We start from the raw sequence: 18,973 nt of genomic DNA, 5'->3' as shown, positions 1-18,973 counted from the left end.
ATTCAGGTGTCTTGGGCGTCGCTCTGTTCCCGTGCCAGGCGCCGTTCCTGCGCCTGTTTCTGCAGGATGTAGCGCGCCAGGAGCTGGCGTTGGGCATCGGTCATGGCTTCGAATTCCGTGCCGACGTCGAAGCCTGTGCCCTTGGAATCGCAATGGGTGACCCGCGCGCGCAGCAGCAGGCCGAGCGCCTGGGGCATCAGCACCAGCTTGACCGCCAGGTGCGCACCCACCGTCAGGGGGGAGGGGTGTTGGAAATCGATGCCGCCTTCGGAAATGATCACCGGCTGCGGGGCGCCGACCTCATCCAGCAGGCCGCGGGCCATGATTTGGCTGAGCAAATCCAGGCGTTTGTTCTGCACGCGGAGAAAGGCGACGAGGGTGCGATCCTTCTCGCTGAGCTGGCGCAGCAGGTGCTGGGCTTCAAATTCGCTCAGGTGCAGTTCACTGAGCAGATTGAACAGCGGTGAATCATCCAGCAACACTTCCTTGCTCGCCGCTTCGGGGGCAGACAGGCTTTTGATTTGGAGTGCGATCATGTCGTCGATACGGTAGTATTCGCGGCGCTCTTCTTCATCTAATGTCGACATGGCGAACCCCAGGTAACGGTAATGGTCTGAGTGTAAAGCTGCTTACCAGACCCCGCCACCGGGACGTCTTCTTTTCCTCCGAACAAGCCCCGACATGTTCAGACCTCTCTTCGTATTTATTGGCACGCGTTATACCCGTGCAAAGCGTCGCAATCATTTTGTGTCGTTCATTTCCTTGACCTCGATGATCGGTCTCGCCCTTGGTGTGGTCGTGATGATCGTGGTGCTGTCGGTGATGAACGGCTTCGATCATGAAATGCGCACCCGCGTGCTGGGCATGGTGCCCCACGCGACCATCGAGGGCGATGCGCCCATCAGCGACTGGCAAAGCCTGGCCGCCAAGGTCAAGCAGAACCCCAAGGTAGTGGCCGTGGCGCCGTTTACCCAGATGCAGGGGCTGCTGACCAACGACGGCAAGGTGCAGAAAATCCTGCTCAATGCCATCGATCCGGCCCAGGAACGCAACGTCTCGATCATCGACAAGTTCATGTTGCAGGGCAAGCTCGACGATCTGGCCCCCGGCAGTTTTGGCATTGTCATCGGTGACAAGGCGGCGGCCAAGCTCGGCGTAGGCATCGGCGACAAACTGACCTTCGTCGCGCCGGAAGTCACCGTGACGGCGGCCGGCATGTTCCCGCGCATGAAGCGCTTTACCGTGGTCGGCACCTTCCACGTCGGCGCCGGCGAGATCGACGGCTACCTCGGCCTGACCAACCTCACCGACCTGGCCCGCCTGCATCGCTGGCAGCCGGACCAGGTGCAAGGCCTGCGCCTGAAGTTCAACGACCTGTTCGATGCCCCGCGTGGCGCCTGGGAAATCGCCCAGCACCTGGGTGAAAGCCAGTACTACGCCCGCGACTGGACCCGCACCCACGGCAACCTGTACCAGGCCATCCGCATGGAAAAAGCCATGATCGGCCTGCTGTTGCTGCTGATCGTCGCGGTCGCGGCCTTCAACATCATCTCCACGCTGGTGATGGTGGTGAATGACAAGAAGGGCGACATCGCCATCCTGCGCACCCTCGGCGCCACGCCGGGGCAGATCATGGCGATCTTCATGGTGCAGGGCACCGTGATCGGCGTGGTCGGCACCTTGATCGGCACTGCGGTAGGCATTTTGGCCGCGCTGAACGTCAGTGCCGCCATCGCCTTGCTTGAAAAGGTGATCGGCCACAAGTTCCTCAACGCCGACGTCTACTTCATCGATTACCTGCCGTCCCAGGTGCAAGCCCAGGACGTGCTGATGGTGGGCGGCGCCGCGTTGGTCCTGAGTTTCCTTGCCACCCTGTATCCAGCCTGGCGCGCGGCACGTACCCAGCCAGCACAGGCCTTACGTTATGAGTGAATCGGGCATGAGTGAAAAAGCAATCCTGAGCTGCCGCAACCTGGGCAAATCCTACGAGGAAGGCCCGGAGTCGGTCGTGGTGCTGTCCAACCTGCAACTGGAACTGCATCCCGGCGAGCGCGTGGCGATCGTCGGCAGTTCCGGTTCCGGCAAAAGTACCTTGCTCAACCTGTTGGGCGGCCTCGATACGCCGTCCCAGGGCAGCGTATGGCTGGCCGGTGAAGAACTGTCGGCCCTGAATGAAAAGGCCCGTGGCCAGTTGCGCAACCGCTCGTTGGGCTTTGTGTACCAGTTCCACCACCTGTTGCCGGAATTCACCGCCCTGGAAAACGTGTGCATGCCGCTGTTGATCGGCAAGACCGCGATCCCGGAAGCGCGCCAGCGTGCCAAGGCGTTGCTCGAGCGCGTCGGCCTCGGCCATCGCCTGGAACACAAGCCGGCCGAACTGTCCGGCGGTGAGCGCCAGCGTGTGGCGATTGCCCGTGCCCTGGTGAACAACCCGGGCCTGGTGATGCTCGACGAGCCCACCGGCAACCTCGACTCCCACACCGCCCAGGGCATCAAGGACTTGATGCTGGAACTGAGCACCCAGATGCGCACCGCGTTCCTGGTGGTGACCCATGACATGAGCATGGCCCGCCAGATGGACCGCGTGCTGCACCTGCAGGAAGGTCATCTGGTCGCCATCTGACCTGTTTCAAGCCCGGTGCCTGACGCCGGGTTTTCTATTTTTCCAACGGTGCCCGCGAATGTTCAGACCGTTATCGATTTTCATCGGCACGCGCTATACCCGCGCCAAGCGCCGCAACCGTTTTGTTTCGTTCATCTCGATGACCTCGATGATTGGCCTCGCCCTGGGCGTGCTGGCGATGATCGTGGTGCTGTCGGTGATGAACGGCTTCCAGCGTGAAATGAGCTCGCGCATCCTTGGCATGGTGCCCCACGCCACTATCGTCGGGGTGAACCCGATCGACGATTGGCAGCCGCTGGCCGCTGCGGCGATGAAAAATCCGCAAGTGACTGCCGCCGTACCGTTCACGCAGATGGACGGCATGTTCTCCTACAAGGGCGCGATGCAGCCGATTGAGATCAGCGGTGTTGACCCGGCCCAGGAAGGCAAGGTGTCGATCGTGGCCCAGCATATCGTGCAGGGCAAACTGGAAGACCTGAAGCCCGGTGAGTTCGGCGTGGTGGTCGGCGAAATCACCGCCCGGCGTTTTCGCCTGAATGTGGGCGACAAATTGACCCTGATCGTCCCGGAGATCAGCAGTGCGCCCGGTGGTATCACCCCGCGCATGCAGCGTCTGAACGTAGTGGGTATCTTCAAGGTCGGCGCCGAGCTGGATGGCTCCATGGCCCTCATCCACATGGCTGACGCCGCCGAGATACAGCATTGGCAGCCGAACCAGGTGCAGAGCGTGCGCCTGGCGTTGAAAGACCTGTACGCAGCGCCCAAGGTCTCGGCGGACATCGCCGCCAGCCTCGGCAGCGGCTACAAGCCCGATGACTGGACCCACACCCAGGGCAGCCTGTTCAGCGCGATGAAGATGGAAAAGACCATGATCGGCCTGTTGTTGCTGATGATCGTCGCCGTCGCGGCGTTCAACATCATCGCCACGCTGATCATGGTGGTGAACGACAAGGGCGCGGACATCGCGATCCTGCGTACCATCGGCGCCACGCCACGGCAGATCATGGCGATCTTCATGGTGCAGGGCACGGTGATCGGCATTGTCGGCACCTTGATCGGCGGTGTGCTGGGGGTGATTGCGGCGCTGAACGTGAGTGAGCTGGTGGGCTGGCTGGAACGGGTGAGCGGGCAGCATATCTTCAGTTCGGATGTGTACTTCGTCAGCAACCTGCCTTCCGAGCTGCAAAGTGGCGATGTGGTGCTGATTTGTACGGCCGGGTTTGTGTTGAGCTTCCTAGCGACGATTTACCCGGCGTATCGGGCGGCGAAGATTGAGCCGGCGCATGCCCTTAGGTATTCGTAGTCTTTAAGACCGCTATCGGGGGCAAGCCCCCGATAGGGCCGGCCCGGCTTGCATCAATTTCCCCTGGGCAACTCAATCACAAATCTTGTCCACCCCGCCGCGGATTCACAAAAAATCCTCCCCCCATGGGCTCGCACAATCGACTGGGTAATCGCCAATCCCAGCCCCGCATGCTCGCTGCTGCCCTCATGGCGCGCCGGGTCGGCTCGGTAGAACCGGTCGAACAGCCTCGGCAACACGTGCGCTGGAATACCTTCCCCGCTGTTTTCTACCGTCAGTGTCACGCCCCGTGCGCCTTCAACCATCCGCACGCGCACTTGGCCGCCGGCCGGGGTGAACCTGAGGGCGTTATCCAGCAGGTTCGACAGGGCCCGGCGCAGCATGCCGCGATCGCCGGCGGTTTGCGCGCCGCCTTCGCGTACCAGCGAGACCTGTGCGTCTTCTGCCAGCAACGCGAAAAACTCCAGCAACGTCTCCACTTCATCCGCCAGTACCAACGGCTCGCGCTTGGGCACCAGCAAGCCGTGGTCCGCCTTGGCCAGGTACAGCATGTCATTCACCAACTGCGCCATCCATTGCAGCTCTTCCAGGTTGCTGTGCAGCGCTTCGCGGTAATCCTCCAGGGGGCGCGGTTGGGTCAGGATGACCTGGGTCTGGGTCAGCAGGTTCGACAGGGGCGTGCGCAGTTCATGGGCAATGTCGGCGGAGAAGGCCGACAGACGTTGGAAGGCGTCGTCCAATCGCCCGAGCATGGCATTGAAGGCCTGGGCCAGTTCGGCCAATTCCGCCGGCATTTGCTGGTGAGGCAGGCGCTGGGTCAAGGAGTGGGCCGACACGCTGGCAGCCACTTCGCCCATGCGCCGCAACGGCCGCAAGCCACTGCGTGCAGCCCAGGCGCCCAGCAGCGCGGTGGCCAGGGCCGACAGGCCGACGGTGAGCCAGATCAAGTGTTGCATACGTTGCAGGAAGTGCTGGTGATGGGTGATGTCGAGCATCAGGGTCAGTTGCGGTGAGGTGGGCTGGCCGGGCCTCAAGGGGGCGTTGTACACGCGGTAGTCGGTGCCGGCGTTCTGCAGGGTGTGCAGGCCAGGCGCCTCGGGCAGGCTGACGCTTGGTGCATCGTCCAGCCAGCGCTGGCCGGCGGCGGTGATGCGCAATGTCAGGTCAGGCTGGCGATTGAGTTCGGCTCGCAGCTGCGCTTCGCGTTGGGCGAATGAGTCCAGTGATTCGACGCCCTGCAAGGTGCTGCGCAGCGCCACCAGCTTGCTGTCGAGTTGCTGTTGGTCCAGCTCAATGAAGTGCGCCTCGCTGGCACGGTTGAACAGCACGCCGGCGAACAACGAGACCACCGCGGTGCACGCCGCAAACAGCAGGGCCAGGCGGCTGGCCAGGGACAGACGCTGGATCAATGGCTGCGCTCCTCCAGCACATAACCCATGCCGCGCACGGTATGGATCAGCTTGGTGGGGAAAGGATCGTCGACTTTCAGGCGCAGGCGTCGGATCGCGACTTCGATGATGTTGGTGTCACTGTCGAAATTCATGTCCCACACCTGGGAGGCAATCAGCGACTTGGGCAGGACTTCGCCCTGGCGGCGCAGCAGCAGTTCCAGCAGGGAGAACTCCTTGGCGGTGAGGTCGATGCGCTGGCCGTCCCGTTCGACGCGGCGGCGGAGCAGGTCCAGGCGCAGGTCGGCCAGTTGCAGGGCGGTTTCCTGCGGCGTGCTGCTGCCACGGCGCAACAGGCTGCGTACCCGCGCCAGCAGTTCGGAGAAGGCAAAGGGCTTGACCAGGTAATCGTCGGCACCCAGTTCCAGGCCGTGCACCCGGTCTTCCACGGCATCCCGGGCGGTCAGAAACAGCACCGGGATCTCCAGGCCGGCACTGCGCACTGCTTGCAGGATTTGCCAACCGTCGCGACCGGGCAGCATCACATCCAGGATCAACAGGTCATAATCGCCGGTCAGCGCCAGGTGCTGGCCGCTGGTGCCGTCGGCCACCAGTTCGGTGGTAAAGCCCGCCTCGGCCAGGCCTTGGCGCAGATAGTGGCCGGTTTTCGGTTGGTCTTCGACGATCAGCAATTTCATGGGCGGCTCTTGGCAACAGTTCACGAGGGGCTTTATACCCTGGGTGCCAGGGGAAGGGCGCAACCTGACAAAGTTGTAATCTAGCAGTCAGCTGGCTGGCAGCGGCGCACTCTTAGAGTGCTGTCCAAGCAGGTTGCACACTTTTTGGAGAATCGAGATGGCATTGCGTACACCCCTGTTGTTGGCGGGCTGCCTGTTGGCGTTGAGTTTCAATGCAATGGCGGATGCGGCCCATACCTACGCGTTCGGCCAGCCGGCACCGGCGGATAAGGCCACACGCACCGTGGAGGTGACGCTGCAGGACATTTCCTTTTCGCCCAAATCCCTGGACGTCAAGGCCGGTGAGACGGTGCGCTTTGTACTGGTCAACAAAGGCCAGTTGCTGCATGAATTCAACCTCGGTGACGCGGCGATGCACGCCGAACACCAGAAGGAAATGCTGCAGATGCAGGCCAGCGGCATGCTCACCTCCACGGGTATGGGCAAGATGGATCACAGCGCCATGGGCCACGGTGAAATGGGCGGCATGAAACACGACGATCCCAACAGCGTGCTGGTGGAACCCGGCAAGACTGCTGAGCTGACCTGGACGTTCACCAAGGCCACCGGCCTGGAGTTTGCCTGCAACCTCCCCGGGCATTACCAGGCGGGCATGGTCGGCAAGCTGACCGTTGAGTAAGGCGTTTCTTAAGGGCGGGGGCAAAGGCTGGTAGACTGGCGCGGTTTATTTAGCCAGGTTTTCCGCCATGCATCCCGCAGCCGAACATTCGCCGCTGGGCAAGTCCAGTGAATACATTTCCACCTACACCCCTTCGTTGCTGTTCCCGATTCCACGCGCCGCCAAGTGGGCCGAGCTGGGCCTGAGCGCCGAGACCCTGCCGTACAAGGGCGTGGACTTCTGGAACTGCTTCGAGTTGTCCTGGCTGCTGCCGTCGGGCAAGCCGGTGGTGGCCATCGGTGAGTTCAGCATCCCGGCCGACTCGCCGAACATCATCGAGTCCAAGTCGTTCAAGCTGTATCTCAACTCGCTCAACCAGACAGCGTTTGCCGATGTGCAAAGCCTGGAAGCGACCCTGCGCACCGACCTCAGCGCCGCCGCCGGCAAGCCTGTTACCGTGCGTATCCGCAGCTTGGCCGACATTGAGGCCGAAGGCGTGATGGCGTTGCCGGGCACGTGTGTTGACGATCTGGATATCAGTGTCAGCAACTACGAACACCCGCGCCCGGAGCTGCTGCGTTGCGATGACTCGCGCATTGTCGAGGAGAGCGTGCACAGCCACCTGCTCAAGTCCAACTGCCCGGTGACCAGCCAGCCCGACTGGGGCAGCGTGGTGGTGGCGTACCGTGGTTCGGCGTTGGATCACGGGAGTTTGCTGGAATACCTGGTGAGCTTTCGCCAGCACTCGGATTTCCATGAACAGTGCGTGGAGCGCATCTTCCTTGACCTGCAGCGTTTGCTGAAGCCGGAAAAGTTGACGGTGTATGCGCGCTATGTGCGGCGCGGCGGGTTGGATATCAACCCTTACCGCAGCACTGAAGATGTGGCGTTCCAGAACGTGCGCCTGGCCCGTCAGTAAACAAAGATGGGAGGGGGCGAGCCCTCTCCTACCTTTTGGTTCTGCGCCTGGCTTGGGCTCGGGTCAGATCCCCATATTGCCCAAGGTGATCATGATATTGCGCAGTGTCCCGGAAATCACCGGGTGCTCAGCGTCGAACTCTATGGCAGCTTGGCTCACATCGTCGGAAATACTCGGCGTCTGAGTGGCCGGTTCAAGTTCAAGTTGCAATTCAAACTTGGCAATCAAGGCTTGCAGCGCTTCACGTTTTTCTTCCGACAGCGGCGGTTCCTGTTCCAGCTGCCCGCGCAGGATCTCGACCTGTTCTTCCAGTTTTTTGCGATCAGGCATGACGTTCTTCCTTTTATCGATAGGCACTGGCATAGACCACGGCACGCCGTGAAAGGTCTACGGACTGACCTGTAGATTAATCCACGGGCGCCGACTGTGCATGATCTCGATCAGGGCTTCTCGCCTTTGAGCTGACGCAGGCTGATGTCGGCCAGGCAGGTGCCGAGTTCACCGAGGTGATCGATCACCGAGTGGACCCCCAGGCCATAGAGCTCAACGGTGGCTTTGCCGCGCTTGTGCTCGCGTTCCTTGTCGCTCAGCGCCTGCCACTGCTCGGGCGCCAGGCCGCACAGCGAACCACAGGAGGCCAGGCCAATGGTCCACAAGCCGGCATTCAGGCCCGATTGCAACAGGCGCGGCTCGCCGCTGACCAGTACGCAACCTTCCAGGCGTTCAATGTTGAGTTCCATCAAGGCTTGCCAGCAGGCATGAGGGGCGGGCCAGCGGATGGAGGAGGGGGATGCGGCCTTGAGCCAGTTGGGCAGTACGGCGGCCAGTGGTGTGGTTACCGACGGCGGCAGTTCATCCAGCCAGGCACAGGGGACGCCTTGTTCCTTGAGGCTGCGCAGGATTTTCAGGGCGCCGGGTGTGGCTTGGGAGTCCGGGGAGGGGGAATCGGTGCGCGCCCGGGAACCAAAGTCCACCAGGCAACCACTCAGGCCAAACAGAACAGCAGTCAAGGCGGGCGCGTTGGCGATGGCTATCTCGGCGTGAGGCATGTCGACATCCCTGAAATAGCTGTGACGCTATCGGGGCAGGATGACAAGCAGATGACAGCGGGGTAATTGTAGGAAAATTGTCCATTTGTGTTAGGACGATTCCTGGCAGCTGCCTAATTGGGTACTTCCGTCATATACTGACGGCCTTATTCAGGGCATAGCGCCCATGACAGACCATTCAAGGAGCAAAAGCTATGCGCTGGAGCCACTACTTCGCTCAGCTATCTGTGTGTGCCACTGTCCTGCTGGCGCCTTTCGCTGCACAGGCTGCATCGGAAGATGATCCATGGGAAAGCGTCAACCGCCCGATCTTCACCTTCAACGACACCGTTGATACCTACGCCCTCAAGCCATTGGCCCAAGGCTATCAGTGGATCACCCCGCAATTTGTCGAAGACGGTATCCATAACTTCTTCCGCAATATCGGTGACGTCGGCAACCTGGCTAACAATGTGCTGCAGCTCAAGCCCCACAATGCCGGGGTCGACACTGCGCGCTTGCTGGTTAACACCACGTTCGGCGTGCTGGGCTTTATCGACGTCGGCACCAAAATGGGGCTGCAACGCAGTGATGAAGACTTTGGCCAGACCCTCGGTTACTGGGGCGTGGGCAGCGGTCCCTACGTGATGATCCCGCTGCTGGGCCCGAGCACCTTGCGTGATGCACCGTCCAAATACGTGGACAGCTACACCCAACCGTACCGCTATATGAACGATATCGGCTGGCGCAACAGCACCATGGGCCTGAACATCGTTGACACCCGTGCCAGCCTGCTCGACAGCGAGAAACTGATCACCGGCGACAAGTACACCTTTATCCGCAATGCCTACCTGCAGAACCGCGAGTTCAAGGTCAAGGATGGCAAGGTCGTCGACGACTTTTAAGCTGTGATGTTTTGAAATGAAAAAAAGGCGACCCTGGCGGTCGCCTTTTTTGTGCGCGGGTTTCAGCGCATTTTCAGGATCCTAAGCCCGAGTTGTTGCTCGTCGCCCACGGTTTTGGTCCAGACCACTTCCGTGTCAGCCTCCAGGCCCTTGAGCGCCGCGTGCTCTGAATCAATGCGCACGGTGAGCAGGTCTCCCACGGCGAACTGGCGCGGTGCCTGCACCTGCATCCCGGAGCTGGAAAGGTCCAGGCAAACGCCGGCAAACTCCTGGCCTTCGTGGAGCAAAGATACTTCGGCATCCACCCGCATGCGGATGAAATCGCGTTTTTCGGCGTAGTCGCGCTCGTGTTCGCCCATCGGTTCCATCCTTACTTTGTGTTGTGGTCTTGGCTGTTCTTATAACTCCCGGTGATTTGCGATGTAAAGACGCCCGGCGACCATCGGCATGAGCTTGAAACCCCCGGCGGATGGGAGTACCGTCTGCGCCTTAGAAGGGCACCTCTGCTTTACAGTTGTGCATGGGAAAAATCCCATTGCGTTGTAGTACAGAGAGGCTAGAAAGCGAATCCAGTACGTGAGCCCGGCCATTGCCGAGCCACCTACGCCAACCTAATTCTGGCGCCGTTTGCCCACATGCAAAAAACCAGTGCCACGCTGCTGATAATCGATGACGACGAAGTAGTGCGCGCGAGCCTCGCGGCCTATTTGGAAGACAGTGGCTTCAGCGTCCTGCAGGCCAGTAATGGCCAACAGGGTCTCCAGGTATTCGAGCGCGACCAGCCCGACCTCGTGATCTGCGACCTGCGCATGCCCCAGATGGGCGGCCTGGAGTTGATTCGTCAGGTGACCGAGCTTGCCCCGCAGACGCCGGTGATTGTCGTGTCCGGTGCCGGCGTCATGAACGATGCCGTCGAGGCCTTGCGTCTGGGCGCTGCCGACTACCTGATCAAGCCCCTCGAAGACCTGGCGGTACTGGAGCACTCTGTGCGCCGCGCCTTGGATCGTGCGCGCCTGCTAGTCGAGAACCAGCGCTACCGCGAAAAGCTCGAAACCGCCAACCGCGAACTCGAAGCCAGCCTTAACCTGCTCCAGGAAGACCAGAACGCCGGTCGCCAGGTGCAGATGAACATGCTGCCGGTCAGCCCCTGGACCATCGACGAATTCCAGTTTGCCCACCAAATCATCCCGTCGCTGTACCTGTCGGGTGATTTTGTCGACTATTTCCGCGTAGACGAGCGGCGTGTCGCGTTCTACCTGGCCGATGTCTCCGGCCATGGTGCTTCCTCTGCTTTTGTCACCGTGTTGTTGAAGTTCATGACCACACGGCTGTTGTTCGAATCCAAGCGCAATGGCACCTTGCCGGAGTTCACCCCCTCCGAGGTGCTGGGTCACATCAACCGTGGCTTGATCAGCTGCAAGCTGGGCAAGCACGTGACGATGGTGGGTGGCGTGATTGATGAAGAAACCGGTCTTTTGACCTACAGCATCGGCGGCCACCTGCCGATGCCTGTTTTATACACTCCCGACAGTGTGCGTTACCTGGAAGGGCGTGGCCTACCCGTAGGCTTGTTCAATGAAGCCACCTACGAAGACCACATCCTGGAGCTGCCGCCGACGTTCAGCCTGACGCTGATGTCCGACGGCATCCTGGACCTTCTTCCAGAGCCTACACTCAAAGAGAAAGAAGCCGCCTTGCCCCAGAAGGTCAAGTCGGCGGGCGGCAGCCTGGATGGCCTGCGGCAGGTTTTTGGATTGGCCACGCTAGGGGAGATGCCGGATGATATCGCCCTATTGGTGTTGAGCAGGAATCTTTGATGAGTACCGGAAGAATCCAATTCGCCGAGCAAGACGGGACCTTCGTCCTGAAGTTTGTCGGTGAAGTGCGCCTGACCTTGTGTTCGGCGCTGGATGCGACGATTGAGCGGATTTTCACGGCGTTGAATTTCTCGGCGATCGTGATCGATCTGACCGAAACCCGCAGCATCGATAGCACCACCCTTGGGCTGTTGGCCAAGTTGTCCATTCTGTCCCGGCAGAAGGTCGGCCTGTTGCCGACCGTCGTCACCACCCACGAAGACATCACCCGTCTGTTGCAGTCCATGGGCTTCGACCAGGTGTTCAACATCGTTGATCGCCCGATCCCGTGCCCGGAATGCCTCACCGACCTGCCGTCCCAGGACCAGTCCGAGGAAATCGTACGGGTCAAGGTGCTGGAAGCGCACAAGATCCTGATGGGCCTCAACGAGTCCAACCGCGAAGCCTTCCACGACCTCGTCAACGCCCTCGAGCGTCACTGATCCCAGGGATCGCCTGCACGTAGGGGACAACAGAGCAAAAAAAGGGCGGTACCCTCACAGGTACCGCCCTTTTTGCCGCCTGCGCCGTTTACAGCTTGGCGGACAACAGTGCCTCAAGCTTCTCCTGGTCCCGGGCAAACTGACGAATCCCCTCCGCCAGCTTCTCAGTCGCCATCGCATCCTCGTTGGACTCCCAACGGAACTGCGCTTCAGTCAGATGCACTCGCGCTTCTCCGGCGTGCCCTGGCGACAACTTGCGTTCCAGCTTGCCGTCATCCGCCGCCAGCTTCTCCAGCAGGTCCGGGCTGATGGTCAGGCGATCACAGCCGGCCAGCTCTTCAATCTGGCTCAGGTTGCGGAAACTCGCACCCATCACCACGGTCTTGTAGTCATTAGCCTTGTAGTAGTTGTAGATGCGTGTCACCGACTGCACGCCCGGATCATCAGCGCCGGTGTAGTCGTTGCCATTGGCTTTCTTGTACCAGTCGTAGATACGGCCTACGAACGGTGAAATCAGGAACACGCCGGCTTCTGCGCACGCCACCGCCTGGGCAAACGAGAACAGCAGGGTCAGGTTGGTCTGGATGCCTTCTTTTTCCAGCTTCTCCGCCGCGCGGATGCCTTCCCAGGTGGACGCGATCTTGATCAGCACGCGGTCACGGCTAACCCCGGCTTTGTCGTACAGGTCGATCAGACGGTGCGCACGCTTGAGTACGGCGTCAGTGTCGAACGACAGGCGGGCATCCACCTCGGTGGAGATGCGTCCTGGCACGACCTTAAGGATCTCCTGGCCCACGGCCACTGCGAAACGGTCGCTGGCCAGGCCGACATCACCGTTGCAATCCTGCACACACTCATCCAGCAGCTTGGCATAGCCTGGAATCGACGCGGCCTTGAGCAGGAGGGAAGGGTTGGTAGTGGCGTCTTGGGGCTTGAGCTTGGCGAGGGTAGAAAAATCGCCGGTATCGGCTACGACAGTAGTGAATTGCTTGAGTTGTTCCAACTTGGAAGTCATGGGCGTGCTCTGTCCTATGGGTCTGATGACATTACCCGAGCGCTGGCAGGCGCTCAAGGGCGCAAATGCGTTCGATCGTTTGCGAGGGCAACAACCTGAAAACAGCCGTTTGAATGCCCGGCGGTACTGCTGAATAGGAGGCCAAAACCGCCAGCAGGTTCAACCCAATTGCCCCATGACTGGACACTCAGCGTCCTTCTAACAAAGCGCCGGCTTGATCCAGCAACGCCAGCGGATCACTGGCCTTGTGAATATCCACTGACAATAACTGCCGAAACTTCCTCGCCCCCGGAAACCCCGTCCCCAATCCCAGCACGTGGCGGGTTATATGGTGCATCGTCCCGCCGTTCGCCAAATGCTCCGCAATATAGGGTCGCAACTGCGCCAACGCCTCCGCCCGACTGATCACCGGCGCTTCACTGCCAAACAACTGCTGATCCACCTCCGCCAGCAGATACGGATTGTGATAAGCCTCGCGGCCCAGCATCACCCCGTCAAACGTCTGCAAATGCTCATGGCATTGCTCCAACGTCTTGATCCCGCCATTGAGAATAAACTCCAGCTCAGGGAAATCCTGCTTCAACTGCGCCGCCACGTCATACCGCAACGGCGGAATGTCGCGGTTTTCCTTCGGCGACAAGCCCTCAAGAATCGCAATCCGCGCATGCACGGTGAAACTGGTGCAGCCGGCGTCCTTCACCGTCCCGACGAAATCACACAACTGGGCATAACTGTCCCTGCCGTTGATGCCGATACGGTGCTTCACCGTCACCGGAGTCGACACCGCATCACGCATCGCCTTCACACAATCGGCCACCAGGGCCGGGTGAGCCATCAGGATCGCGCCGATCATGTTGTTCTGGACGCGGTCGCTCGGGCAGCCGACGTTCAGGTTCACTTCGTCGTAACCGGCAGCCTCGGCCATACGGGCGCAGGCGGCCAGGTCTGCGGGGACACTGCCGCCGAGCTGGAGCGCGAGCGGGTGCTCGGCTTCGTTGTGGCGCAGGAAGCGGTCATGGTCGCCGTGGAGGATTGCGCCGGTGGTGACCATCTCGGTGTAGAGCAGGGCGCGTTTGGAGAGCAGGCGCAGGAAGAACCGGCAGTGGCGGTCGGTCCAATCCATCATCGGGGCGACGGAGAAGCGGCGGGAGAAAGTAGCAGTGTGTAGGGACATTGGGGATCTGAGTCAACGAGGCGAATTGGGCGCAGTTTATCAGGGATGGATCTAGGCTGTGGGAGACGCTTGTTTTGCGGTATTCACCACTTCGAACGCGGACATTGCCGTGTATGGAATATGCCGAGGATTTACAGGCGATCACTGCGAGCCCGACATGCGATCAGGTAGGACCAGTTGGCTACTGCCCATTCGCGGTTGTGTTTGACCCGGCCTCCGTCGATCACCAGCCGGCAACCTGAACCCTCCCTGTCCCCCAGCAAAGTTTCATAATTCCTTCCGCCGTTGAGGTCTACGATCTTTCTCAAGAGAAGCCCCCACGGTCCAGTCCACAGGGAACTGAAAAAATGATTTCGAACCTCGTCAAAGTCGTGATGATTACGAGCACGTTGCTGTTGGGCGCTTGTTCTTCGGGTGCGCCGGGCATGAGTGGCGACCCTTGCTTTTCAGGCGGATGCCAGGCGTTTGGTGACCGCAGCTCCAGCAAGGCTGCCAAAACCAATTTTGGCGGCAGTGGCCTGGGGAGTAGTTATGGGGAATATGGGACGGGGTTGTTGCATGATGATTGATGGCGCATATGGCCCGGCGTGGGGCAGGCGCCCTTGTCGCCGGGGAGGTGAGTCAGCCCGTTACCACAACCCCATTATGGAAAATCTCGCGCCTGGCGCGGCGGCTGATGTTTTCATGTTTGCTTGAGGTGTAGATTTCGTCAAAACGACGGCGATCAATGCCCTCGTAGTTGCCAAGTTCTTGCAGCACCCTCCGGTCGTAATCCTCTTCGATCATGAACCGGAAAATTTCCCGCCGATAATAGAACCCAAATTGAAACGCCAGTACCTCGGTCAAGTAGTCCGTTGGCGTGAGAAAGCAGTTTTCCAGGTCGATGGCCTTGGCGTGCGTCGGCTGCTCCAGGTTGATCATCACATTGTTTGCCCAGAAGTCCATATGCACCACGCCTTTGCTGTGCAGGCAGTGCAACAGTTTGAACGACGCGGTGATCAGGCTCTGGATGGCACGCTCCTGCTTGAGCCATTCCAGGCCATTGAGGTGGCCCTCCAGCATCTCGGTAAAGATGAAGAATTCCTGGATCAGGCCAAGCGCTGACTTTCGATAACCGAACCCATATAAGCCAGCAACCGGCGCACCGCGTTTCTGGGCGCCGAGGGTGTTGATGACTTCTTCGACCGGCCAGTCAAACGCACCGTCCCGCTTGGCGCGCCCGAAGGTCACGCGCAATTTGGGCCTGAGGCTGTCCAGCGGCTGGGATTTAGCGAACAGGTTGGCTTCCATCCCTTTGAGCGGTGCGCTGATGCGATCTGTCAGTTGGTGGCGCGTGTCGATCAGGTCCTGAATCGCCTGTTGCGTTTTGTGGTCGGCGGTGTCGGTGGTGAAGATCGTCGCATTGCGATGAGTGAGGGTCGTCGGAAAACTTTGCAATACACCTGTGTCAGGAAAGCTCAAAACACGTCCTTGTCATTGGGAATAAATATGACGGATATGTTACAACTTGTGCTTATTGGATCCAACCTGAACTTTACCTGAACGGAAATGAAATAGTCTCATTGCGCCGATTCTTCACTGTTCATGGCGATTGAAATGTGCTGATAGCCCTGGGGCTTGAGCTTAATGCCCTCCCTGCATCCGCCGTGCTATCAGGTAAATGCCCAGCCCGACCAGTGCCGTCGCCGCGCCGATGTAGCCGGTGCTGGTCCAGCCAAACCCAGCCGTAATCGCCATCCCGCCGAACCATGGCCCCAGCGCATTGGCCAGGTTGAACGCCGCATGGTTGGACGCTGCCGCCAGGCTCGGTGCTTCGTGGGCGATGTCCATCAGGCGGATCTGCAGCGGTGCGGCCAACGAGACCATGGTGCCGACCAGGCCCATGCTCAGCAGCACGCCCCATAGCGAGGCCGCCGCGAAGGGGAAGAACAGCAACACGGCCATCGACCACACCAATATCCAGCCCACGGCGCGAAACTGCATGCGATCAAACAGCTTGCCGCCGGCGATGTTGCCGATAATCCCGCCCACGCCGAATGCTGCCAGCCCAAATGGAATCCACTGCGGGGATACCTTGGTTACTTCCAGCATGGTCGGTGCCAGGTAACTGAACACGCAGAACATACCGGCAAAGCCGATGGCGCCAATGGACAGCGCCATCCACACCTGGGGTTTGGTGAAGGCGCGCAGTTCCTTGCGCGGGTCGCTGCGTTGTTCGTCGTGGCGATGGGGCACAAATTGCCAGACCAGGGCGATGGTGCACAGGGCGATCACGCTCACCAGTGCAAACGCCGAGCGCCAGCCCAGGTGCTGGCCGAGGAAGGTGGCGATAGGATTGCCGAGCAGCATCGCGAGGGTCAGGCCCATCATTACCCGCGCCACGGCGCCGGCGCGTTTGTCGTTGGGCACCATGCTCGAGGCGACCACGGCAGCAATGCCGAAGTAGGCGCCGTGGGGCAGGCCGCTGATAAAGCGGAACGCCACCAACGAGCCGAAGGTCGGGGTGAACGCAGTGGCAAGGTTGCCCAGGGCATACAGGCCCATCAGCAACAGCAGCATGTGTTTGCGCAGCAGCTTGGCGCCGAGGATGGCCAGCAGTGGGGCGCCGACCATGACGCCGAGGGCATAGGCGCTGATGGCGTGGCCAACCTGGGGTTCGCTTAAACCCAGGTTTTGCGCGATGTCGGGCATCAGGCCCATGATGGCGAATTCGCCGGTACCGATCGCGAAGGCGCCCACGGCCATGGCGGCTTCCATTTTGGCGGCGCTGCGCGCGGGCAGTACGTGCCCGGGAGTTTGGTGGATAGACATGGATCGCTCTGTGATGAAAGGTGGTACGAGGGAGTGCGTCGATGCTACGCAAGCAGCGACGAAGGAGTCTAGAACAGCCTTTTGCCCGAGAGTTCCTGCCCTGTGACCTCAGGTCGCGCTTGCCACACTTGACACTCGCGCGTTAAAACCGGCGATTTAGAGTTGTCAATTGGTCAAACGACGCATAAACGCCGTGTGGCGTGATATTCTGCGCGCCGTCTTGGTCTGGTCTTTCCCCGGTACGTACACCCGTATACGTCCCGGCGTTTGGCTGTCGCCCAGGTAGCTGAAGCCAATAATGATAAGAAGTCAGCGCAGAAGGGACATAAAAGTGAGGTCGATACGTCGGCCTTGTGTGCCCACCCTGCGGTCCCCGAGTGAATGTGCAAACCCCGCGGTGCGTTGCCTGGCGCAGCGTGATTGAGGGTTGCCCATGATCAGGGGCGGTGGGGCGGATGGCGTTTTATCATAGGTGCTACTGATGTTTAAAAAAGTAAACACTGCCCTGCTGGGGCTGGCTTTGTCGATGGGGATCACGTCCGTTCACGCGGAAGAGACAAAGAAAGTCGATGTGCTGCTGATCGGCGGCGGCATCATGAGTGCAACCCTGGGTGTCTGGCTCAATGAGCTGGAGCCGGGCTGGTCGATGGAAATGGTCGAGCGCCTCGATGGCGTCGCCGAAGAAAGCTCCAACGGCTGGAACAACGCCGGTACCGGTCACTCGGCCCTGGCTGAGCTGAACTACACCCCGGAAGACAAGAACGGCAACGTTGAGATCCCGAAAGCGGTCGAGATCAACGAAGCGTTCCAGATCTCCCGTCAGTTCTGGTCCTGGCAGGTCCAGCAGGGCGTGCTGAAGAACCCGCGTTCGTTCATCAACTCCACGCCGCACATGAGCTTTGTGTGGGGCGATGACAACATCAAGTTCCTCAAGAAGCGCTACGAAGCCCTGCAAGCGAGCCCGCTGTTCGCCGGCATGCAGTACTCCGAAGACCCGGCGCAGATCGCCAAGTGGGTTCCGCTGATGATGGAAGGGCGTGACCCGAACCAGAAAATCGCGGCCACCTGGAGCCCGCTGGGTACCGACATGAACTTCGGCGAGATCACCCGCCAGTTCGTCGCTCACCTGCAAACCACGCCTAAGTTCGACCTGAAACTGTCGAGCGAAGTGCAGGACATCACCAAGAACGCCGACGGTTCGTGGCGTGTCAGCTACAAAAACCTGAAAGACGGCACCAAGACTGAAACCGACGCCAAGTTCGTGTTCATCGGCGCGGGCGGCGGTGCACTGCACCTGCTGCAAAAGTCGGGCATTCCTGAAGCCAAGGAATACGCTGGCTTCCCGGTCGGCGGCTCGTTCCTGGTGACCGATAACCCAACCGTCGCCGAGCAGCACCTGGCCAAGGCCTACGGCAAGGCTTCGGTTGGCGCGCCACCGATGTCGGTTCCGCACCTGGACACCCGCGTGCTGGATGGCAAGCGCGTGATTCTGTTTGGCCCATTCGCCACCTTCTCGACCAAGTTCCTGAAAGAAGGCTCGTACCTGGACCTGCTGACCAGCACCACCACCCACAACATCTGGCCAATGACCAAAGTCGGTATTCGTGAATACCCACTGGTCGAGTACCTCGCCGGCCAACTGATGCTGTCGGATGACGACCGCTTCAAGGCGCTGCAGGAGTACTTCCCGAACGCCAAGCAATCCGACTGGCGCCTGTGGCAGGCCGGCCAGCGCGTGCAGATCATCAAGCGTGACGAAGAGCAGGGCGGCGTCCTGAAACTCGGTACCGAGGTGGTCAGCTCCGCCGACAACACCATTGCAGGCCTGTTGGGTGCATCGCCAGGCGCGTCCACCGCGGCTCCGATCATGCTGACCGTGCTGCAGAAAGTGTTCAAGGACAAGGTTGCGACCCCTGAGTGGCAGGCAAAACTGCACCAGATCGTGCCTAGCTACGGCACCAAGCTGAACGACAGTCCTGAGGCTGTTGCCAAGGAATGGGCCTACACCGCCAATATCCTGCAACTGCCTGCACCGCCTGTGATTCCGCAAAAGGCTGCTGTCAAGGCGCCCGAGGCTGCCAAGCCTGCGGCTGAGCCGAGCAAGCCGGCGTCTGACCTGGCGCTGTAAGCCGCTGGGGAGGTCCTGGGTCAG

At 60.4% G+C, this 18,973-nt stretch carries 20 protein-coding genes; 10 read left to right on the top strand and 10 right to left on the bottom strand.

The annotated features are described in order from the left end of the window. Positions 1-2 precede the first annotated feature (2 nt). Positions 3-587 carry a PilZ domain-containing protein gene (locus BFQ01_RS30050; protein ID WP_065928153.1) on the bottom strand — a complete coding sequence of 195 codons (585 nt, stop codon included), beginning with the start codon at positions 585-587 and terminating at the stop codon, positions 3-5. A gap of 94 nt (positions 588-681) precedes the next feature. Between BFQ01_RS30050 and BFQ01_RS30045 the strand changes: the two genes are divergently transcribed. From BFQ01_RS30045 to BFQ01_RS30035, 3 genes are read left to right on the top strand one after another with little or no spacing between them, the layout of a single operon-like run. Then, entirely contained in the window at positions 682-1,932 is a 1,251-nt protein-coding gene (locus BFQ01_RS30045) for a lipoprotein-releasing ABC transporter permease subunit (RefSeq protein ID WP_065928152.1), read from the top strand. A 7-nt stretch (positions 1,933-1,939) separates the two neighbouring features. Then, positions 1,940-2,623 (top strand): lipoprotein-releasing ABC transporter ATP-binding protein LolD, encoded by a 684-nt coding sequence (gene lolD, locus BFQ01_RS30040; RefSeq protein ID WP_024074097.1) that lies wholly within the window; start codon positions 1,940-1,942, stop codon positions 2,621-2,623. Between the two features lie 58 nt (positions 2,624-2,681). Continuing rightward, positions 2,682-3,926, top strand: a complete 1,245-nt coding sequence (locus BFQ01_RS30035) for a lipoprotein-releasing ABC transporter permease subunit (protein WP_065928151.1) — start codon at positions 2,682-2,684, stop codon at positions 3,924-3,926. Between the two features lie 53 nt (positions 3,927-3,979). Here the strand turns inward: BFQ01_RS30035 and BFQ01_RS30030 are convergent, their stop codons facing one another. Both BFQ01_RS30030 and BFQ01_RS30025 read right to left on the bottom strand, forming a co-directional pair. Further along, entirely contained in the window at positions 3,980-5,335 is a 1,356-nt protein-coding gene (locus BFQ01_RS30030) for a heavy metal sensor histidine kinase (RefSeq protein ID WP_065928150.1), read from the bottom strand. Then, positions 5,332-6,012, bottom strand: coding sequence for a heavy metal response regulator transcription factor (locus BFQ01_RS30025; RefSeq protein WP_027604224.1), 681 nt, complete (start codon positions 6,010-6,012; stop codon positions 5,332-5,334). Before BFQ01_RS30025 ends, BFQ01_RS30030 begins: the two co-directional genes overlap by 4 nt. Positions 6,013-6,169: 157 nt before the next feature. Between BFQ01_RS30025 and BFQ01_RS30020 the strand changes: the two genes are divergently transcribed. Together BFQ01_RS30020 and queF are read left to right on the top strand one after the other, a co-directional pair. Beyond that, positions 6,170-6,691 carry a copper-resistant cuproprotein CopI gene (locus BFQ01_RS30020; RefSeq protein WP_065928149.1) on the top strand — a complete coding sequence of 174 codons (522 nt, stop codon included), beginning with the start codon at positions 6,170-6,172 and terminating at the stop codon, positions 6,689-6,691. A gap of 67 nt (positions 6,692-6,758) precedes the next feature. Continuing rightward, the gene (queF, locus tag BFQ01_RS30015) at positions 6,759-7,589 is read left to right on the top strand and encodes an NADPH-dependent 7-cyano-7-deazaguanine reductase QueF (protein WP_065928148.1); all 831 of its coding nucleotides are present in this window, start codon (positions 6,759-6,761) and stop codon (positions 7,587-7,589) included. A gap of 63 nt (positions 7,590-7,652) precedes the next feature. Here the strand turns inward: queF and BFQ01_RS30010 are convergent, their stop codons facing one another. Both BFQ01_RS30010 and BFQ01_RS30005 read right to left on the bottom strand, forming a co-directional pair. Next, positions 7,653-7,919 (bottom strand): DUF4404 family protein, encoded by a 267-nt coding sequence (locus BFQ01_RS30010; protein ID WP_065928147.1) that lies wholly within the window; start codon positions 7,917-7,919, stop codon positions 7,653-7,655. Between the two features lie 110 nt (positions 7,920-8,029). Further along, a complete protein-coding gene (locus BFQ01_RS30005) occupies positions 8,030-8,638 on the bottom strand; it encodes a phosphatase (RefSeq protein WP_065928146.1) in 609 nt (202 codons plus the stop codon). Positions 8,639-8,832: 194 nt separating this feature from the next. Between BFQ01_RS30005 and BFQ01_RS30000 the strand changes: the two genes are divergently transcribed. Further along, positions 8,833-9,522 (top strand): MlaA family lipoprotein, encoded by a 690-nt coding sequence (locus BFQ01_RS30000; RefSeq protein ID WP_027604219.1) that lies wholly within the window; start codon positions 8,833-8,835, stop codon positions 9,520-9,522. 62 nt (positions 9,523-9,584) lie between these two features. Here the strand turns inward: BFQ01_RS30000 and BFQ01_RS29995 are convergent, their stop codons facing one another. Continuing rightward, positions 9,585-9,881, bottom strand: coding sequence for a PilZ domain-containing protein (locus BFQ01_RS29995; protein WP_065928145.1), 297 nt, complete (start codon positions 9,879-9,881; stop codon positions 9,585-9,587). A gap of 276 nt (positions 9,882-10,157) precedes the next feature. Between BFQ01_RS29995 and rssB the strand changes: the two genes are divergently transcribed. Together rssB and rssC are read left to right on the top strand one after the other, a co-directional pair. Further along, positions 10,158-11,339 (top strand): two-component system response regulator RssB, encoded by a 1,182-nt coding sequence (rssB, locus tag BFQ01_RS29985; RefSeq protein WP_027604216.1) that lies wholly within the window; start codon positions 10,158-10,160, stop codon positions 11,337-11,339. Continuing rightward, positions 11,339-11,821 carry an anti-sigma factor antagonist RssC gene (rssC, locus tag BFQ01_RS29980; protein WP_010212025.1) on the top strand — a complete coding sequence of 161 codons (483 nt, stop codon included), beginning with the start codon at positions 11,339-11,341 and terminating at the stop codon, positions 11,819-11,821. The genes rssB and rssC overlap by 1 nt, the downstream gene beginning before the upstream one ends. 88 nt (positions 11,822-11,909) lie before the next feature. On the opposite strand, the gene tal is transcribed toward rssC, so the two are convergent. After that, entirely contained in the window at positions 11,910-12,836 is a 927-nt protein-coding gene (tal, locus tag BFQ01_RS29975; RefSeq protein ID WP_065928144.1) for a transaldolase, read from the bottom strand. Between the two features lie 187 nt (positions 12,837-13,023). Continuing rightward, a complete protein-coding gene (dusA, locus tag BFQ01_RS29970; RefSeq protein WP_065928143.1) occupies positions 13,024-14,010 on the bottom strand; it encodes a tRNA dihydrouridine(20/20a) synthase DusA in 987 nt (328 codons plus the stop codon). Between the two features lie 347 nt (positions 14,011-14,357). Here dusA and BFQ01_RS32015 point away from each other — a divergent pair, with 347 nt between their 5' ends. Continuing rightward, the gene (locus BFQ01_RS32015) at positions 14,358-14,579 is read left to right on the top strand and encodes a hypothetical protein (protein ID WP_083244959.1); all 222 of its coding nucleotides are present in this window, start codon (positions 14,358-14,360) and stop codon (positions 14,577-14,579) included. 52 nt (positions 14,580-14,631) lie between these two features. On the opposite strand, the gene BFQ01_RS29965 is transcribed toward BFQ01_RS32015, so the two are convergent. Together BFQ01_RS29965 and BFQ01_RS29960 are read right to left on the bottom strand one after the other, a co-directional pair. Continuing rightward, complete coding sequence (locus BFQ01_RS29965; protein WP_065928142.1) at positions 14,632-15,471, bottom strand: lipopolysaccharide kinase InaA family protein; 840 nt, start codon at positions 15,469-15,471, stop codon at positions 14,632-14,634. A gap of 162 nt (positions 15,472-15,633) precedes the next feature. After that, on the bottom strand, positions 15,634-16,821 hold the full coding sequence (locus BFQ01_RS29960; RefSeq protein WP_065928141.1) for an MFS transporter: 1,188 nt from the start codon (positions 16,819-16,821) through the stop codon (positions 15,634-15,636). 481 nt (positions 16,822-17,302) lie between these two features. On the opposite strand from BFQ01_RS29960, the gene mqo reads away from it, so the two are divergent. Next, positions 17,303-18,949: a malate dehydrogenase (quinone) gene (gene mqo / locus BFQ01_RS29955; protein WP_065928140.1), complete on the top strand. Its 1,647-nt coding sequence runs from the start codon at positions 17,303-17,305 to the stop codon at positions 18,947-18,949. Positions 18,950-18,973 lie beyond the last annotated feature (24 nt).

This window comes from Pseudomonas sp. 8 R 14, from assembly GCF_900005955.1.
In the GTDB taxonomy this organism is placed as follows: Bacteria; Pseudomonadota; Gammaproteobacteria; order Pseudomonadales; family Pseudomonadaceae; genus Aquipseudomonas; species Aquipseudomonas marginalis.
This window is presented reverse-complemented; position numbering and strand designations above follow the sequence as displayed.

Excerpts from the sequence above, each read along its gene's own strand:
- BFQ01_RS32015 (WP_083244959.1), top strand. The coding sequence starts at position 14,358 with ATGATTTCGAACCTCGTCAAAGTCGTGATGATTACGAGCACGTTGCTG.
- BFQ01_RS30000 (WP_027604219.1), top strand. The coding sequence starts at position 8,833 with ATGCGCTGGAGCCACTACTTCGCTCAGCTATCTGTGTGTGCCACTGTC.
- lolD (WP_024074097.1), top strand. The coding sequence starts at position 1,940 with ATGAGTGAAAAAGCAATCCTGAGCTGCCGCAACCTGGGCAAATCCTAC.
- rssC (WP_010212025.1), top strand. The coding sequence starts at position 11,339 with ATGAGTACCGGAAGAATCCAATTCGCCGAGCAAGACGGGACCTTCGTC.
- rssB (WP_027604216.1), top strand. The coding sequence starts at position 10,158 with ATGCAAAAAACCAGTGCCACGCTGCTGATAATCGATGACGACGAAGTA.
- BFQ01_RS30020 (WP_065928149.1), top strand. The coding sequence starts at position 6,170 with ATGGCATTGCGTACACCCCTGTTGTTGGCGGGCTGCCTGTTGGCGTTG.
- tal (WP_065928144.1), bottom strand. The coding sequence starts at position 12,836 with ATGACTTCCAAGTTGGAACAACTCAAGCAATTCACTACTGTCGTAGCC.
- BFQ01_RS30045 (WP_065928152.1), top strand. The coding sequence starts at position 682 with ATGTTCAGACCTCTCTTCGTATTTATTGGCACGCGTTATACCCGTGCA.
- BFQ01_RS30005 (WP_065928146.1), bottom strand. The coding sequence starts at position 8,638 with ATGCCTCACGCCGAGATAGCCATCGCCAACGCGCCCGCCTTGACTGCT.
- BFQ01_RS30010 (WP_065928147.1), bottom strand. The coding sequence starts at position 7,919 with ATGCCTGATCGCAAAAAACTGGAAGAACAGGTCGAGATCCTGCGCGGG.
- BFQ01_RS29960 (WP_065928141.1), bottom strand. The coding sequence starts at position 16,821 with ATGTCTATCCACCAAACTCCCGGGCACGTACTGCCCGCGCGCAGCGCC.
- BFQ01_RS30035 (WP_065928151.1), top strand. The coding sequence starts at position 2,682 with ATGTTCAGACCGTTATCGATTTTCATCGGCACGCGCTATACCCGCGCC.
- BFQ01_RS30025 (WP_027604224.1), bottom strand. The coding sequence starts at position 6,012 with ATGAAATTGCTGATCGTCGAAGACCAACCGAAAACCGGCCACTATCTG.
- BFQ01_RS30050 (WP_065928153.1), bottom strand. The coding sequence starts at position 587 with ATGTCGACATTAGATGAAGAAGAGCGCCGCGAATACTACCGTATCGAC.
- mqo (WP_065928140.1), top strand. The coding sequence starts at position 17,303 with ATGTTTAAAAAAGTAAACACTGCCCTGCTGGGGCTGGCTTTGTCGATG.
- queF (WP_065928148.1), top strand. The coding sequence starts at position 6,759 with ATGCATCCCGCAGCCGAACATTCGCCGCTGGGCAAGTCCAGTGAATAC.
- BFQ01_RS29995 (WP_065928145.1), bottom strand. The coding sequence starts at position 9,881 with ATGGGCGAACACGAGCGCGACTACGCCGAAAAACGCGATTTCATCCGC.
- dusA (WP_065928143.1), bottom strand. The coding sequence starts at position 14,010 with ATGTCCCTACACACTGCTACTTTCTCCCGCCGCTTCTCCGTCGCCCCG.